The following is a 16,794-nucleotide window of genomic DNA, read 5'->3' as shown; positions in this document are numbered from 1 at the left end:
CCGGCAGCAGGAGGAACCTTCATGACGCAACCCAATGACCAGCGCCAGGCAGCGGCGGGCGGGCCGGCCAGACCGGTCAAGGTGATCGTCGAACTGATCGACCACACCAGCACGATCGCGGCCGCCAAAGACCGCGGTGACCTGGTGGAGCGGCTGCGGCTGGCGAAGGCACGCATCAGCGATCCACAGATCCGCGTGGTCATCGCAGGTCAGCTCAAGCAGGGCAAGAGCCAGCTGCTCAACTCGCTGCTCAACATTCCCGTCGCGCGCGTCGGCGACGACGAGTCCACGGTGCTGGCCACCGTCGTCGCCTACGGCGAGCAACCCTCGGCCCGGCTGGTCGTGGCGCGGCCCGACGGCGCCGAGCCCGAACTGATCGAGATCCCGCCGTCCGAAGTCACCAACGACCTGCGCCGCGCGCCGCAGGCCGGCGGCCGGGAGGTGCTGCGCGTCGAGGTGACCGCGCCGAGCCCACTGCTCAAGGGCGGGCTGGCGTTCGTCGACACCCCTGGTGTCGGTGGGCACGGCCAGCCCCACCTGTCGGCGACGCTGGGTCTCCTACCCGACGCCGACGCCATGCTCATGGTCAGCGACACCAGCCAGGAGTTCACCGAGCCGGAGCTGAACTTCATCCGTCAGGCACTCGAAATCTGCCCCGTCGCAACGATTGTCGCGACCAAGACCGACCTGTACCCGCACTGGCGGCAGATCGTCGGGGCCAACGTCGCGCACCTGCAGCGCGCGGGGCTCGACGTCCCGGTCACTCCGGTTTCGAGCGTGCTGCGCAGCCACGCCATCCAGCTCAACGACAAAGAACTCAACGAGGAATCGAACTTTCCGGCGATCGTGAAGTTCCTGTCCGACCGCGTGCTGTCGCGGGAGAACGATCGCATCCGCGACCAGGTGGTGGCCGAAATCCAATCGGCGGCAGAGCATTTGCTGCTCGCGGTGGAATCCGAGCTGTCGGCGTTCAACGACCCGGGCGAACGGGACCGGCTCACCGCGGACCTGGAGCGCCGCAAGCAGGAGGCGCAGGACGCGCTGCAGCAGACCGCGCTGTGGCAACAGGTGCTCAACGACGGCATCTCGGACCTGACCGCCGACGTGGATCACGATCTGCGCCACCGGTTCCGCAACATCACCACCCACACCGAGAAGGTGATCGACTCGGGCGATCCGACGCTGCACTGGGCCGAGATCGGCGCCGAGCTCGAAGAGGCCGTGGCCACCGCGGTCGGGGACAACTTCGTGTGGGCCTATCAACGGGCCGAGGCGCTGGCCGCCGAGGTGGCCCGCACGTTCACCGAAGCCGGTCTCGATGCGGTGCAGCTGCCGCAGATCGACGCGCGCGACATGGGCGCCGGGTTCGGAGAGATGAAATCGCTTGCCCGGCTTGAGGCCAAGCCCATCAAGGCCGGGCACAAGGTCATCACCGGCATGCGCGGCTCGTACGGCGGTGTGCTGATGTTCGGCATGTTGACCTCCTTCGCCGGGCTGGGCATGTTCAACCCGCTGTCGCTGGGCGCGGGCCTGGTCCTCGGCCGCAAGGCTTACAAGGAGGACATGGAGAACCGCATGATGCGGGTCCGCAGCGAAGCCAAGATGAACATGCGCAAGTTCGTCGACGACGTCGCGTTCGTGGTCGGCAAGGAATCCCGCGACCGGCTCAAGGGCATCCAGCGTCAGCTGCGCGACCACTACCGCGGCATCGCCAACCAGACCACGCGTTCACTCAACGAGTCGCTGCAGGCCACGATCGCGGCCGCCAAGGTCGAGGAGAACGAGCGCAACGCCCGGGTGCGGGAGCTGGAACGTCAGCTCAACATCCTCAAACAGGTCGTCGACCACGCCGACAAACTGGCTCAACCCGCCCCACTAGGCTCCAAGGGTTAACCGTCGGCAGGAGGACTTCGCAGGGTGAGCACGGGCGATCAGGTGCGCGCGATTCTGGGTGGCACCATCCAGGCGTATCGCAACGACCCGGCGTACCGGAACCGGCCCGACGTCCACAACGAGCTCGACCGCATCGGGCGCCGGCTCAACCAGCCCATCCGCATCGCCCTGGCGGGCACGCTCAAGGCTGGGAAGTCCACCCTGGTCAACGCCCTGGTCGGGGAGGACATCGCACCCACCGACGCCACCGAGGCGACCCGCATCGTCACGTGGTTCCGGCACGGGCCGACGCCCAAGGTCACGGCCAACCACCGCGGGGGCAGGCGGTCGAACGTGCCTATCGCGCGCGACCCCAATGACCGAGGTCTGACATTCAGTTTCGCCGGTCTTGATCCGGTCGACGTGGTCGATCTCGACGTCGAATGGCCCGCCGCCGAACTCATCGACACCACGATCATCGACACGCCCGGCACGTCGTCGCTGTCGCGGGACGTCTCCGAACGCACCCACCGGCTGCTGGTTCCCGAGGACGGGGTGCCGCGTGTCGACGCGGTGGTGTTCCTGTTGCGCACGCTCAACGCGGCCGACATCGCACTGCTCAAACAGATCGGCGAGTTGGTCGGCGGATCGTCCGGCGCGCTGGGCGTGATCGGCGTCGCGTCACGTGCCGACGAGATCGGTGCAGGCCGCATCGACGCCATGATGTCGGCCAAGGACGTCGCCAAGCGGTTCACGGCCGAGATGGACAAGACCGGAATTTGCCAGGCCGTCGTCCCGGTGTCCGGATTGCTCGCGCTGACCGCCCGTACGTTGCGGCAGAGTGAGTTCGTCGCGCTGGAGAAACTCGCGGGAGCCGACGCCGGCGAGCTCGCCAAGGCGATGCTCTCGGTCGACCGGTTCGTGCGTGAGGACAGCTCGCTGCCGGTGGACGCGGCGACCCGCGCGGCGCTGCTCGACCGGTTCGGCATGTTCGGCATCCGCATCTCGATCGCGGTGCTGCGCGCGGGGGTGTCCGACTCCGTCGCGCTGGCCGACGAGCTGTTGGAGCGCAGCGGTCTGATCGCCCTGCGCGACGTGATCGACCAGCAGTTCGCGCAACGCTCGGACCTGCTCAAGGCGCACACCGCGCTGCTGTCGCTGCGGCAGTTCGTGCAGGTCAACCCCATCTACGCGACGCCCTACATCCTCGCCGACATCGATCCGCTGCTCGCCGACACGCACGCGTTCGAGGAGTTGCGGCTGCTGAGTCAACTGCGGTCACGGCCCACGACGCTCAACGAGGACGAGATGGCGTCGCTGCGCCGCATCATCGGTGGGTCCGGCACCGATGCGGCGAGCCGCCTCGGGCTGCAGCCCGACCAGCCTTACGACGGTCCCCGCGCCGCGTTCGCGGCGGCGCAGCGCTGGCGTCGCCGCGCTGATCACCCGCTCAACGACCCGTTCACCACCCGCGCGTGCCGGGCCGCGGTGCGCAGTGCCGAGGCGTTGGTTGCTGAATTCGGCGCTCGCGGTCGCTGACGCTTAACGAATCGGGGCGCTCCGGCGACATAACAGGTATGCGTGGTTGCCTGGGATTGTCCGTGGGGACGACCAACCTGGTGGCCGTCGCCGATCGGGAGCCGGTCGTGCGCCCTGCTGTCCTCACCCTGTTCGGGGATCGCAGGCCAGAGGTCGGCGCCCCCTCGGGTGGCGGCCTGGTCATCACCGACTTCGTGGATCGGGTCGGTGATCCGGTGCCGCTCGTGGCGGCCGACGGCTCGGCGTATCGCGGCGAGTACCTGCTGGCCGAAGCTGTGGAGGCGATGACGCGCGCGGCGAGCCCGGCCCGCCGCCCGGACACCACCGTGCTCGCGGTACCCGCCCACTGGCAGCGCCCGGCACTCGACGCCCTCCGGCGCACGGTGCCGGGGGTGCGGCTCGTCTCCGACGCCGTGGCAGCGCTGACCGCGATCCAGGCCCATCCGGGCCTGCCGGCCCGTGGCGTCGTCGCCCTGTGCGATTTCGGTGCCACCGGCACCAACCTGACCCTCGCCGACGCCGGCGCGGGCTTCGCGCCCATCGGGGAGACCGTGCGCTACGACGAATTCTCCGGTGACCTGATCGACCAGGAACTGCTGCGGCACGTGCTGGCCAACCTGAACAGTGAACCGTCGGGCACGGCCGCGGTAGCCGCGCTGTCGCAGCTGCGCGAGCAGTGCCGCATCGCCAAGGAACAACTGAGCTACCAGAGTGCGACATCGTTGCCCGGGCGGTCGATCCGGCTGACGCGTGCCGAACTGGAGTCCGTGGTGTCCGGCCCGCTCAACGGACTGCTCGACGCCCTGCTGGACCTGTTGCGCCGCAACGGGATACATCCCGCGCAGCTGGCGGCTTTGGTCACCGTGGGCGGGGGAGCTCGCATGCCCATTGTCACGCAACGCCTTTCGGAGACGTTCCGGATGCCGGTCACCACCGTGCCCCAGGCTCAGGTGATCGCCGCCGTCGGCGCAGGCCTGCTGGCGCGCCGCGGCGAGGATGAGACCGCGACCCGCCAGGCACTCATGGCGCCCGCGTCGCTGACCGGGACGGTGGCGGCCTCCGCGGTGGCGCCCGCCGCGGTGGCGTGGTCGATGGCCGACGACGTTGCCGAGATCGCCGAGTACGTCCCGGAATCCGTGTCGGAAGAGGCCGCGCGCCCCGCGTTCGTGTTCACCGACGTCGCACCCGAACCGACGGCCGCCGTGACCAAGCCGTGGTACCGGCGCGGTGGTGTGCTGGTGTACGCCGCGGCGTTCCTCGCCGTGGTCGGGACGGTCGGCTTGGTTTTCTCGGCCCGCGCCGACCGGATGGACGCCCCAGGCGCAACCGGGGCGACCGCGGCGGTCCCGCGGCCGGCCGAGTCGCCGCTCGCGCAGGTCGCACCTGCGCCGCCGACCCGGACAGTGGTGGTGCAGGATTCCGCTCCCGCGCCGCAGGCGGCACCTCAGGCGGCCCCGCGCCCGGCGGCCGCGCCGCGGGTGGTGCAGCGACAGCAGGCCGCGCCTGCGCCCGCAGCCCCGCGTCCGGTTCCCGCAGCGCCCCGTCCGGCACCCGCGCCCGCGGCGCCGCCCCCAGCGGCCCCACCGCCGGCTCTGCCCGTGCCGCAGTTCCCGGTCCCGCAGTTCCCGCTACCGCAAATCCCGTTGCCGCAGTTGCCGATTCCGACGTTCGAACCGCCGGCGCAGACACCCACGCCCAAGCCGACTCCAAGCCCCGAGCCCACGCAGGCGCCCGAGCCGACCCAGGCGCCGGAGCCGACCCAGGCGCCGGAGCCGACCCACGCGCCCGAGCCCACGCAGGCCCCCGAGCCGACGCACACCGCGACCGTGCAACCGGAGCCCGAAGCTACCGCGACGTCGACTCCGCCGTCGCCGTGAGCGGGTGGCGCGGTTCTCGAAGGGCCGCGTCCGGTAGGCGTGTTGCGTTTTGCACTAAGCAGAGGATCACAGCCACCTGCTGACCAGAATCCTCGGCATAGTCCACTAGTTCTCGCCGGGCGGCTCCACCGGAACCGTGATCGTCTCTGTTTCGGTCACGGTGCTGGTCGACGGCGGCGTCGTGGTCGTCGTGGTGGAGGTGGTCGTCGTTGTGGTTGTGGTCGACGGCGTGGTCTCCGTCGTAGTGGGTGCGGTGGTCTCGGTGACGGTCTGCGTCGGCGGCGGCACCGGTGCCGGGTTCTGCGCGGCCGACGTCGTCGTCACCGCGGTCGACGACGTCGTGGTCGTGGTGGTCACCGGCGTGGGCGTGGTGTCGTCCGAAGAGAACAGGCTGACCAGCGCATAGACGACCAGTGCCAGGATGACCGCGCCGAGCGCACCCAGGCCGATCAGCGCCGGCGGTTTGCGGTACCACGGAACGGGTTCCGGCGCCGGTGCCGCGGGCTCTTGCTGGTACCCGCCGTAGTCGCCGTAGCTCTGCGCGTACTCGGTCGGCTCGTCGTCGGAGTAGTTGTTTGCCACGCGAACCGATGGTAGGCGGGCTCAGTTGCCGGGTGCGGGATACAGCGTGCGTGTCACGTTCGTGCGGGGCCGGTTGCGGGTCTGTGTGGTGGCGTCCCCGTTCTCGGTTTCGCGCGTGGTCGGCAGCTCATGAGACGTCCACGGCGGCGAGGTGCTCGGTGTGGTGCTGCCCGACGTGGAGTCCGACGGTGGCGTCGACGATCCCGCCGAGGGGTCGGCCGGTCCCATGATCTCGGAGGTGAGCGGCGGGCGGGTGCTCGTGATGGTCGGGGTGGTCGACGCCGTGGTCTTGGTCGACGTCGACGAGAAGGTGGGGTCGACGAAGTTGATCGGGGCGTCCTGTGGCTTGTCGGCCTCGCCGGTCAACGCCACCACACCCCAGACCACCAGCGCGATCACTGCCAATGCGGCGACGCTGGCACCGAGTACCGCCGGCGTCGAATGATGCCAGGGCTGCTCAGGAGTCCCATGGTCATCGTCGTCAGCGGTCACGGGCTCCGATCCTAATCCCGGCCGAAATGCCGCTGCCGGTGAGTGCGTTCTACGTGCGGGTTCGTCCTTGCAAACCTCGCCTGGGTCAGCTCAACTGGGGAATGACCTCGCTGGCGAACAGCTCCAGGTGGTCGAGGTCGGACATGTCGAGCAACTGCAGGTAGGCCCGCTGCACCCCGGCCTCGACGAACGGACCGAGTTTGTCGACGACCTCGGCGGGGGTCCCGACCAGTGGTGAATTGCTGCGCAGTTCGTCGACTTCACGGTTGATCGCGGCGGCGCGCTTGGCGATCTCGGCGTCGTCGCGGCCGACGCACAACACGAACGCCGCCGAATAGGTCAGCGAGTCCGCGGGCCGGCCGGCGTCGGCGACCGCCGCGGCCACCCGCTCGAACTGCGTCTTGAGGGTGTCGATCGGCACGAACGGGATGTTGAACTCGGCCGCGAACTCGGCGGCCAGAGCGGGTGTGCGCTTGGGGCCGCCGCCACCGATGATGATCGGCAGGTTCGCCTGCGCGGGCTTGGGCAGGGCAGGTGAGTCGACCACGGTGTAGTGCTTGCCGGTGAAGTCGAAGGTCTGGCCGACGGGCGTCGACCACAGGCCGGTGAGGATCCGCAGCTGTTCGGTCAGCCGGTCGAACCGCTCGCCCAGCGGCGGGAACGGGATGGCGTAGGCCTGGTGTTCAGCCTCGAACCAACCCGCCCCGATACCCAATTCGACACGGCCCCCGCTCATCTCGTCGACCTGCGCGACCGAGATCGCGAGCGGCCCCGGGTGGCGGAACGTCGCGGAGGTGACCATGGTGCCCAGCCGGACCGTCGATGTTTCGCGGGCGATGCCTGCCAACGTGACCCACGAGTCGGTGGGACCGGGCAGCCCGTCACCGCTCATGGCCAGGTAGTGATCGGATCTGAAAAACGCGGAGTACCCCAGGTCTTCGGCAGCCCGCGCGACGGCGAGCTGATCAGAGTAGGTAGCGCCCTGCTGAGGTTCGACGAATACGCGGAAGTCCACGGATGCCACCCTAGAGAAGTTTCACAGCCCGCGCCGCGATGACCGCACGGCCGCGACGGCGTCGTCGTCGCCCGAGAACGTCACGCGCGCGGGCTCCCGCCCCGCCGCGAACAGCAGCAGCTCTCCGGGGTCGCCGGTGACCGTCACCGCGGCGCCGCTGCCCACGGTCGCCAATGTCCGGCCGTCCGGCGTGGTCAACGACACCCGTGCGGGCGGGTGCCGCATCGCCATGCGCGCCATGTTCGGCACCATCCGGGCCAGCGCCTTCGCCGTGTCGGCATCGAGTTCTCGTGGTTCCCAATCGGGTTGCGCGCGACGCACATCCTCGTTGTGGATGAACATCTCGCCGACGTTGACCAGCGGGTCGAGCAGCTTGAACGGTGAGTACAGCGGCGGCCCCGCGGCGATCTGGTCGACCAGTTCAGCCCAGTCGGTCGCGGCGGTCACCTGTTTTTGGACCTTGGCGGTGTAGCCGGCCAGTTGCGGCACCAGGATCCCGGGCGCGGCGTCGAGGCGCCGTTCTCGCACGACCAGGTGGGCAGCCAGATCACGCGCGGTCCAGCCTTCGCAGAGGGTCGGGGCGTCCGGCCCCGCGGCCCGCATGGATTCGACAAGTGAGGCACGTTCGCGCTGAGCTGCCGTCATCGCTTCACTGTAAAGGCTTCAGAAGGTTTCGACGCCCTCGACCGCGACGACCATTCCGTGGCCGGTGCCGTCATTGGTGAACCGGGTGCCCGACGTGCCGGCTTCGATCGTCCAGCCCAGCGCCGCATAGGTCCGGTAGTCCAGTGTCACGGCCGGGATGGCGCCGAGATTGCCCAGCACCCAACGTATTCGACCGTCGGCGGTGAGCCGCACGCCGTTGGCCGGGGCCCCGTCGACGACGGGCGAGTCGGTGAACGGCGCCTCACACCCGACATCCTGCTTCGACACCTGACAGCGGGTCTTGCCCGACTTGGTCTGGATGAAGACGTAGCCGTTCTCCGGTTGCAGCGTTGTCGCGCCGCCGGGCGGTGCGGCGTGCGACGTGCTCGGCGACGGCGGAGCGCTCGGCGGAGGTGGGGGACTGGACCGCGTGGGCCGCGTGGTCGGGAAGCTCGGTTCGGTGGGCGACTGCGGGCTGGTGGCCGGGGCGCCTTCGATGGCGCTCTGGCAGCCTGCCAGTGCGGCACCGGCCAAGAGCAGGCCCGCCAGCACAAGCCGCGCGTTCATCGCCGACAAGGCTACGCATCACGGGCGGGGCAGTGCGGTTATGACGCGCCGAACATGGCTGTGTAACCGCTGGCCAATGCGTGAAGCTGGGCTGCGCCGTCACCATGGTGGGACGAGCCGTGCATGATCGCCAGCGTCGTGGGCTTGAGCTCGGCGAGCCGTTCGATGGTGGGCACCAGGTTCGTCGTCAACCCCGTGGCGTGGAAAAGCCCTTCAGCCGCCAACGCGGGTGCCACACAATCGGATTCGGTGAGAGCCGGAGAGCGCCCGGAGTGGGTGAACAGGTCGCCGGCGAGCAGGGTCGCGGTGGTCTCGTCGAACCACAGCCCGGATTCCCAGTTGTGCGGCACGTGCGGCGTGGCGATGAACCGCAACCGGTGCCCGCCGATGTCGAGCCCGCCCTCGGGTGCCGCGACCGGGGCCCGGTCGCACATGTCGGCCAGTGACAGCGAGATGGCCAATGGGCTGTGGACCACCTCGGCATGGGGTGCGGCAGCCAGCAGCAGATTCATCGCTCCGCATTCGTCGGCCTCCAGGTGGCCGAACGAGATCCACCGGAGCGTGTCCAGCGGAATGACACGGCCGATCGCCTGCGAGACAAGGGGAAACAGGTGGCGCATGCCGGTGTGGAACAGAAACGGCTCGTCACCGGTCAGCAGGAACTGGTTGAACGTGAAGCCACGCTCGGTGATGTCGGGCACCCAGGTGGACAAGCGGAAGATGCCGTCGGCGATCTCGTCGACTTCGGTTTCGAGATCCATACCGCCAGGGTGCCCCGTGGGGCGGGTCGTCGTCCAGGGTCAGGACAGATCCCGGAACGCCAACGCGAAGCCGGTGACGGCCACCACCGCGGCGATCGCGTAGCCGATGATCGACCACCAGCCGAGGTGGTAGTACGCGGTCACGGCGACGATGGCCATGGCGAGGAAGACCATCACCATGCCGTACAGCGGCGGACGGGCGGCGTAACGGTTACGGGTCATCGGTGCACCTCCTACTCATCAGGATCCACCGGACGGTTCGCCACCACCGGGAATTCGCCGGTATAGCCCATTCGTTCGCGCGCGGCTTCCATGACCCGGCCGCGCACCAGATACCAGCCGCCGATCAGAGCCGGGACGAGCACCACGAGGGTGCCGATGGTCCAGGTGCCGATCGGCGCGTCGAACGCCATCAGCACCAGCACCGCGAACAGGAACAACAGTGTGGCGTATCCGCTGTAGGGCGTGAGCGGCATGCGGAAGCTGGGCCGTTTCATGATGCCTGCGTCGGCCATCTTGACGAGTCGCAGCTGGCACAAGACGATGGTGCCCCACGATGCGATGATGCCGAGCGCGGCCATGTTGAGGACGATCTCGAAGGCCTCGCCGGGCTGAAAAGCGTTGAGTACCACGCCGAAAAGGCAGATCACGCAGGTCAGCACGATGCCGCCGTACGGCACGCCGTTGCGCGACATGCGTGCGGTGAACTTGGGGGCGCTGCCGTTCATGGCCATCGACCGCAGGATGCGGCCGGTCGAATACAGCCCCGCGTTGAGGCTGGAGAACGCGGCGGTGAGCACCACGACGTTCATGATGTCGCCCGCGCCGTCGAAGCCGATCTTGGAGAAGAACGTGACGAACGGGCTCTCGTGCTTGTCGTAGGCGGTGTAGGGCAGCAGCAGGGCCAGTAGCACGACCGACCCGACGTAGAAGATCGCGATGCGGGCCACCACCGAGTTGATGGCGCGCGGCATGATCTTCTCCGGTTCTGCCGTCTCGCCCGCTGCGGTGCCCACCAATTCGACTGCGGCGTAAGCGAACACGACTCCGGAGGTGACGATCAGCAGGGGGAGCGCACCGGTCGGGAACAGGCCGCCGTTCTGGCCGATGATGCTCAGGCCCGTGCTGTGGCCGTCGACCGGGTACCGGCCGGCCAGGAAGATGGTGCCGACGACCAGGAACGTCATCAGTGCCACGACCTTGATCAGCGCGGCCCAGAACTCCATCTCCCCGAACACTTTCACCGAGATCAGGTTGACTCCGAGCACGATGCCGAGCGCCATCAGTGCGAGCAGCCACTGTGGGATCACGTTGAACGTCTTCCAGTAGTGGAAGTACGTGGCGATCGCGGTGGTGTCGACGATCGCGGTCATCGCCCAGTTGAGGAAGTACAGCCAGCCGACGGCGTAGGCGGCTTTCTCGCCGTAGAACTCCCGCGCGTAGGACACGAACGAGCCCGATGACGGCCGGTGCAACACCAGCTCGCCGAGGGCACGCAGGATCAGGAACACGAAGACGCCGCACACGGCGTACACGAGGAACAGGCCGGGGCCGGCCGACGCGAGGCGGCCGCCCGCACCGAGGAACAATCCGGTGCCGATGGCCCCGCCGATGGCGATCATCTGCAGCTGGCGAGGCTTGAGGCCCTTGTGATAGCCCGCGTCCTCGCGGGTCAACTGCTCATGGGATACGCCGGGGCGGACGGCTTCCGACTGTGGCGAGCTCGGCGGCATGGGAGGTCCAATCTCAGCTGTACGGCTGTCAGACAGCTTGACTGAGGAAGTGTGACACCCATCACGTCCCGGCGTCAACGGTGTGAACTTCGGTTCAGGGTTCGAAGCGCATCAGGGCGTGATCGTGGCGAGCTTGTTCACGGCATCCTCGACCCGGTCCAGGTGCTGGCGCATGGCGTCGGACGCGTCGGCGAAGTCGCCCGACGCGATCGCGTCGAGGATCCTGCGGTGCTCGCGGTTGGAGGCCGCTCGCCGCTCGTGGATGCTCGCGTTGAGCATGCGGGACTGCATCGACAACGCACCGCGGATCGCCGCGACCACGGTGGCGAACACCTCGTTGCCCGACGCCTTCGCGATGCCGAGATGGAATTCGGTGTCCAGCCGCACCCACCGCGCGGGATCGACCTCGCCCTCCATCCGGTCGACAATGCTTGTGAGCTCTGCCAGTTGGGCTTCGGTGCGGCGGCGCGCGGCCCAGCCTGCCGCGGGCACCTCGATGTAGGGCCGGGCTTCGACGAGATCGCGGGCCGAGAAGCGGCCGTAATGGGGCGTGGCGGCGTGCGCGGAGATCACGACGGTGCCCGAGCCGGTCTTGGTCTCGGTCAGCCCGAGGGTCTGACAGGACCGCAGGGCCTCGCGGATCACCGAGCGGCTCACGCCGTAGCGTTCGGCCAGGGCCGCCTCGGGCGGCAGCTTGACCCCGACGGGAAGGTCGCCGTTCTCGATAGCTGAGCACAGATCCTCGAACACCGTCTCCGCGGCGTTTCGGCGCACGATGGCCACCGGGCGATCTGTCCAGCTATCGGGCAGATTCATGCCGTCAGGGTGCCTGTCTGAGTGTCACCTGTCAACCGACCGCTTTCCTCTCAGCCCGGGCCAATACAGTCGTCGCGTGCTCGGCAAGACCCTCGACGCGTTCCTCGATTCGCCGCTGTCCGGGATAGGGCCGTGGGCGCTCATGGCCATCCTCGCCGGGCCCGGTCGATACGAGGTCGCCGTGCTGGGCGCGCTGGCCATATCGCTGGTGGTGCTGGTCCTCAGTAGACACCGTGGCATCACGGTCCACGTGCTCGAGGTGTTCGGGGTCTCGTATTTCGTGCTGCTCGCGCTCATCGGGCTTGCGGCGTCCAGTGGCACGAAAGCGTGGCTGGAGATGTGGTCGGGTGAGATCACCAACGCCGCGATGGCCGTGTTCGCCGTGGCCTCGCTGGTGATCCGCAGGCCGTACACCATGGCTTACGCGCGAGACGTCACACCGCGGGAACGGTGGGACACACCGCTTTTCAAGCACAACAACATGGTGCTCACCGCGGTGTGGGCGGGCGCCTTCGGCTTCTCGGCCGCCGTGGGCTTCGCGGGCGACGTGATCTACGGGGACACCGACAACTTCTGGACCGGCTGGATCCTTCAGTTGGCCGCGCTGTCGTTCGCGGTCGCATTCACCGAGTTCTATCCCGAGTACGCCCGGGCCAAGGCCGTGGCGTCAGACGAGCATCCGCTGCCGTCGTGGACGAGGGTGCTGCACTGGATTCCGCCGTTCGTGCTGGGGACCGGTGTCGCCGGGTGGGTCTTCGGCGCCGTGGCCGACGTCGCGTGCCTGCTGCTGGTGCTGCTCGGGGGCGCAGGCACGGCCGTCGTCCGGTATCGCCTCGTCCGACGCGACGCCGTCGGTGAGTTGCGGGCCAACGTGGGGATCTGACGCCGGCTCTACGGCGTGGTCTTCGGCAGGAACTGGCTGTCGAGGAACGTGGCGTAGTCGGGCAGTGTGGTCGACGGTTCGATCGATTTCTGCGTCTTGGCCCATTCGCCGAGCTCGGTGAGCTTGGCGGCGAGGTTGGGCTTGAGCTGGAGCGTGAAGTCGAACTCGGCCAGCACCGTGCGCAGCAGCTGCGGGTCCAGCTGCGTGGCCTTGGCCACGGCGTCGACGGCCGCGTTGTCCTGCTGTGCCAGTGCGGTTCCGGCGTCGGCGAGTGCGGCGAAGAACGCGGTGATGGCGTCGCCCTTCGCGCTGCGGGCGGATTCGGTGGCCAGGAACAGGCTGTGCTGGTGGTACGTGCCACCGGAGAGTTCGACGGCGTCGCCCTGCAGGGCCGCGATCGACTGTGCCTGGTACGGCTGGAAGATCGACACCGCGTCGACGTTGTGCTGCGTGATCGCGGTGACGATGGCCGACGGCGACACCTGGACCAGCTTGGCGTCGATCTTGTTCTGCGCGAGTGCGTTCGAGATGTAGTACGCGGCGCTGGTGCCCAGCGGTGTGCCGATCGACTTGCCGGCCAGATCGCTGACCGAGTTGATGCCTGCGTTGCGCCGGGCGACGATCCGCGACCCTTCCCAGCGCGAGCCGTCGCCGACGACACGCAGGGTCGGTGTCCGGGTCAGGGCCGCCGACGTCGGGACATCCGCGGCCGTGGTGATGTCGACCTGGCCTGCCGCGGCGGCCTGCAGTGCTTCGACGCCGGAGGAGAAGTTCACCACCTTGACGGTCACGCCGTGTTTGCTGAACAGGCCCGTGTCCGCCGCGACCGGAACCTGTGCCCAGGACGGGTCGACGACGAACCCGACCGTGAGGGTGTCAGGTTGTGCGGCATCAGAATTCGAGCAGGAGACCGCCGTCAGCGCCGCGGCGGCGGTGAGGGTGGCGGCGAAAAGTCGGCGCAGGGATGTCTTCACGATGGTCCTCGGGTGATCAGGGCACGGGGTGGTCGATGCCGAGCTGGTGGTGCAGGGTCTTGCGGAACTCGCTGTAGCCGGGCTGATCTGCCAGCGCGTCGGCGGGCCGCGGCCGACACAGGGGGTTGGTGAGGTGATCGACGATCTGCCCGTCGCGCAGCACGCTCACGGTGTCTCCGAGCCGGATCGCCTCGTCGATGTCGTGTGTGACGAACACGATGGTGCGGTTCAACCGGGTCCACAGGTCGATCAGCAGATCCTGCATCCGCAGCCGGGTCAGCGCGTCGAGCGCGGCGAACGGTTCGTCCATGAGCATCACGGCCGGTTCCCCGGCCAGCACGCGCGCGATGCTGACCCGCTGACGCATGCCGCCCGACAATTCGGTGGGGCGTTGCGCTGCCACGTCCGCGCGCAAGCCCACGAGATCGAGCAGTTCGCGGATTTCCGCCTGCCGCTCGGACTTCGCGAGATTGCGTGCCGCGAGGGCGAATTCGATGTTGTCGGCGACGCTCATCCAGGGGAACAGCACATCCCGCTGGAATGCGACGCCGCGCCGGGGCTGGGGCTCGGTCACGGTGACGCAGTTGTCGGTCACGGTACCCGACGACGGCGAGATCAAACCCGCCAGGCAGTGCAGGAGCGTCGACTTCCCGCTGCCGGACGCGCCGACCAGCACCGCGAACGCACCGTCGGGAATGGTCAGTGAGATGCCCTTGAGCGTCGGCTCCGGCTTGCCCGCGAACCGCACGACGAGATTCTGGGTTTCCAGTGCCATGTCAGCGTTCCTCCTTGGCCCAGCGGGTGAACGGTGCGGTGGCAGAGCTGACGGCCACGTCGCACAGCGCGCCCACGACGCCCAGGATGATCAGGCAGAAGATGAGCCGGTCGGCTTGTGAGAACAGCTGCGCCTGATAGATGCGGTAACCGATACCAGCTGTGGTGCCGGTCATCTCGGCCACCACGATCAACACGAACGCCATTGCGGCTCCGACCCGCAGGCCCGACGCGATGTCCGGGGCGGCTTCGGGCAGCACTACTTTGCGCAGCGTCTGCCACCGGCCGGCGCCGAGGCAGCGCGCGGCCTTGAGGTAGTCCGCCGGTGTGCTTGCCAGCCCGGCGTGGCTGTTGATCCACACCGGCACGAACACGCCGAGCGCGATCACCAGGGTCTTGCTGTTCTCGCCAAGGCCGAACCACAGGATGGCCAGCGGCACCAATCCGATCGTCGGAATAGGGGAGAAGACCCGCAGCACCGGTTGGAGCAGATTGCGGCCTGCCGCCGTGGTCGCGGTGAGCACCGCGACCACCACGCCGACGACCGCGCCGATCACGAAACCGACTGCGGCCCTGCGTAAGCTCGCGGTCACGTCATCGAGCAACAGCCCTTCGACCCACAGCGTGTGCCCGGCTGCGAGGATCTCCGGCACGCTGGGGAACAGCTGCCGGGGGAACCGGCCGGTGGCCACCGCGAGCGACCACACCGCCGCCGCCAGCGCCAGGCCGGCGACCGTCCAGCCGAGCGTCCCGAACCGGGCCAGTGCCGACCTCAGGCGCGCCGGTGCCGGGCGGGGCGGGCTCGCGGCCCGCGCCCGGATCGCCAATCCCGCTGTCATGGCCGGTCTCCGAGACCTACCGCCCGCAGTGGCGTGCGTGGGGTGCCGGCCGGGGTCCAGTCGAACGGGACGGCCTGCGACCGGTACACCAGGGCGGTCAGGGTGAGCCGGTCGACCCCGGGCACGCGGGGCTGCTTGACCTCGGGCTCTCCGGCCACGCCGTAACCCTGGTATGGGCTGTGGTACTCCCAGACGACGTCGCCGTCCGACGTCACCTGGAACAGCCTGCCGTGCATGCCCTCGGTGATCAGCGTGTTGCCGTTGGGAAGCCGCTGCGCGTTGCTGACGAACGAACTGAAGAACGTCCACGACGGCCTGCCCGAGTCCTCGGCGGTGTACTGCCACACGATTTCCCTGGTGACCGGATCGATTTCGAGGATTCGCGACCCGGCGTAGATGCCGATGGGTGCGGGCGGGTAGCCGGCCCCGCCCTGGTTGTCGAACACCAGGATGTTGCCCGCGCCGGGCAGGCCGGGCGCGATCATGTGCGGATTGTGTTGTCCCGAGGTCTGATCCAGCGCGCGCGGCACCTTGTGGGCGTTGATCCGCTGGTGCTGGGCCCCGGCCTCGGCGGTGTAGTAGGGGCCGACCTTCCAGGCGACGGCGCCGGTGGCCTTGTCGATGAGCGCGATGATGTTGGCCTTGCGGAAGCTCACCAGGATGTTGTCGGGCCGGAACACGCTGTCGGGTTGCGCGTCGTTCCAGCGGTTGGGGCCAAGAGATTTCGCGCTGTTCATCTCCAGGTAGCCCCACGGATCCTCGGGGTCGCGGGCCACGGTCTCGCGCAGTGCGGCCCACCCCGCCTCGGAGAACCCGAACTCGTCGAGGTGGTCACCGGCCAGCCAGGTCCACACGATCTCGCCTGCCGGGGTGACCTCGTAGAGGCCCTGGTCGCCGACCACGTGATCGCCCAGCGCGGGTACCACGCGGGGTACCGTCACCAGGATCAGCCGGTTGCCGTTCGGTAGCAGCTCCCAATCGTGGTTCTGCCGGGCTGCCCCACCCGGGGCCTGCTCACCCCACGACCACACCCGCTCGCCCGACCAACTGAGCTGCCCCACTGTGCCGTTGGCGTAGATGCCGCCGCGGGCGTCGCCGCTGTCGGACAACTGGACGCCCACGTCGCCGATGCGGCCGTCGTTGAGCGCCGGGTCGAGGATGCGGGGCGGCACGCCGGCGTAGGGCCATTCGTGCACGACGGTGCCGTTGAGGTCGATGACGCGGGTGACCGAATCGGCGCCGGTGAACAGGACGAAGCTGTCGTGAACGAGTTCAGGGTCGAGGTAGGTCACCCCGGACTGTCGTACATATGCCATGCGAGTTACTCCACCAACGTCGTGTTACGTCCGCGGATCCTCCGCGTAACGGTTCTAATCGATTAGCGTAACGAGCGCGAGCATGCGCGGAACCGTCACAATCGCAGTG

Annotated in this window: 17 protein-coding genes; 4 read left to right on the top strand and 13 right to left on the bottom strand. The window is 68.6% G+C overall.

Annotation, left to right across the window (positions count from 1 at the left end; all coding sequences use genetic code 11):
- Positions 1-21: 21 nt before the first annotated feature.
- From iniA to G6N67_RS06955, 3 genes are all read left to right on the top strand, one after another.
- On the top strand, positions 22-1,893 hold the full coding sequence (iniA, locus tag G6N67_RS06965) for an isoniazid-induced dynamin-like GTPase IniA (RefSeq protein WP_036433447.1): 1,872 nt from the start codon (positions 22-24) through the stop codon (positions 1,891-1,893).
- Between the two features lie 24 nt (positions 1,894-1,917).
- On the top strand, positions 1,918-3,411 hold the full coding sequence (locus tag G6N67_RS06960) for a dynamin family protein (protein WP_036433449.1): 1,494 nt from the start codon (positions 1,918-1,920) through the stop codon (positions 3,409-3,411).
- A 62-nt stretch (positions 3,412-3,473) separates the two neighbouring features.
- Entirely contained in the window at positions 3,474-5,288 is a 1,815-nt protein-coding gene (locus G6N67_RS06955) for an Hsp70 family protein (protein WP_322790861.1), read from the top strand.
- 105 nt (positions 5,289-5,393) lie between these two features.
- Here the strand turns inward: G6N67_RS06955 and G6N67_RS06950 are convergent, their stop codons facing one another.
- The 9 genes from G6N67_RS06950 to G6N67_RS06910 form a co-directional block, all read right to left on the bottom strand.
- Positions 5,394-5,870 (bottom strand): hypothetical protein, encoded by a 477-nt coding sequence (locus G6N67_RS06950; RefSeq protein ID WP_036433452.1) that lies wholly within the window; start codon positions 5,868-5,870, stop codon positions 5,394-5,396.
- Between the two features lie 21 nt (positions 5,871-5,891).
- Positions 5,892-6,362, bottom strand: a complete 471-nt coding sequence (locus G6N67_RS06945; protein WP_036433453.1) for a hypothetical protein — start codon at positions 6,360-6,362, stop codon at positions 5,892-5,894.
- Positions 6,363-6,447: 85 nt separating this feature from the next.
- On the bottom strand, positions 6,448-7,377 hold the full coding sequence (locus G6N67_RS06940) for an LLM class F420-dependent oxidoreductase (protein ID WP_036433454.1): 930 nt from the start codon (positions 7,375-7,377) through the stop codon (positions 6,448-6,450).
- 21 nt (positions 7,378-7,398) lie between these two features.
- Positions 7,399-8,022, bottom strand: a complete 624-nt coding sequence (locus G6N67_RS06935; RefSeq protein WP_036433456.1) for a TIGR03085 family metal-binding protein — start codon at positions 8,020-8,022, stop codon at positions 7,399-7,401.
- Between the two features lie 18 nt (positions 8,023-8,040).
- On the bottom strand, positions 8,041-8,589 hold the full coding sequence (locus G6N67_RS06930; RefSeq protein ID WP_036433457.1) for a hypothetical protein: 549 nt from the start codon (positions 8,587-8,589) through the stop codon (positions 8,041-8,043).
- A 38-nt stretch (positions 8,590-8,627) separates the two neighbouring features.
- Positions 8,628-9,350 (bottom strand): MBL fold metallo-hydrolase, encoded by a 723-nt coding sequence (locus G6N67_RS06925; protein WP_036433459.1) that lies wholly within the window; start codon positions 9,348-9,350, stop codon positions 8,628-8,630.
- A 39-nt stretch (positions 9,351-9,389) separates the two neighbouring features.
- On the bottom strand, positions 9,390-9,572 hold the full coding sequence (locus G6N67_RS06920) for a hypothetical protein (protein WP_036433460.1): 183 nt from the start codon (positions 9,570-9,572) through the stop codon (positions 9,390-9,392).
- Positions 9,573-9,583: 11 nt separating this feature from the next.
- Entirely contained in the window at positions 9,584-11,083 is a 1,500-nt protein-coding gene (locus G6N67_RS06915) for an amino acid permease (protein WP_229478528.1), read from the bottom strand.
- A gap of 111 nt (positions 11,084-11,194) precedes the next feature.
- On the bottom strand, positions 11,195-11,899 hold the full coding sequence (locus G6N67_RS06910; RefSeq protein WP_036433461.1) for a FadR/GntR family transcriptional regulator: 705 nt from the start codon (positions 11,897-11,899) through the stop codon (positions 11,195-11,197).
- A gap of 76 nt (positions 11,900-11,975) precedes the next feature.
- On the opposite strand from G6N67_RS06910, the gene G6N67_RS06905 reads away from it, so the two are divergent.
- On the top strand, positions 11,976-12,782 hold the full coding sequence (locus tag G6N67_RS06905; protein ID WP_036433462.1) for a DUF3159 domain-containing protein: 807 nt from the start codon (positions 11,976-11,978) through the stop codon (positions 12,780-12,782).
- A gap of 8 nt (positions 12,783-12,790) precedes the next feature.
- Here the strand turns inward: G6N67_RS06905 and G6N67_RS06900 are convergent, their stop codons facing one another.
- The 4 genes from G6N67_RS06900 to G6N67_RS06885 are packed head-to-tail and all read right to left on the bottom strand — an operon-like array spanning position 12,791 to position 16,685.
- Positions 12,791-13,756: an ABC transporter substrate-binding protein gene (locus G6N67_RS06900; RefSeq protein ID WP_036433463.1), complete on the bottom strand. Its 966-nt coding sequence runs from the start codon at positions 13,754-13,756 to the stop codon at positions 12,791-12,793.
- Positions 13,757-13,772: 16 nt separating this feature from the next.
- Entirely contained in the window at positions 13,773-14,531 is a 759-nt protein-coding gene (locus G6N67_RS06895; RefSeq protein WP_036433464.1) for an ABC transporter ATP-binding protein, read from the bottom strand.
- A gap of 1 nt (position 14,532) precedes the next feature.
- Entirely contained in the window at positions 14,533-15,369 is an 837-nt protein-coding gene (locus tag G6N67_RS06890; protein ID WP_036433465.1) for an ABC transporter permease, read from the bottom strand.
- The gene (locus G6N67_RS06885) at positions 15,366-16,685 is read right to left on the bottom strand and encodes an aryl-sulfate sulfotransferase (protein WP_036433466.1); all 1,320 of its coding nucleotides are present in this window, start codon (positions 16,683-16,685) and stop codon (positions 15,366-15,368) included. The genes G6N67_RS06890 and G6N67_RS06885 overlap by 4 nt, the downstream gene beginning before the upstream one ends.
- Between the last annotated feature and the right edge of the window lie 109 nt (positions 16,686-16,794).

It is taken from the genome of Mycolicibacterium mageritense (assembly GCF_010727475.1).
Classification (GTDB): Bacteria; Actinomycetota; Actinomycetes; order Mycobacteriales; family Mycobacteriaceae; genus Mycobacterium; species Mycobacterium mageritense.
This window is presented reverse-complemented; position numbering and strand designations above follow the sequence as displayed.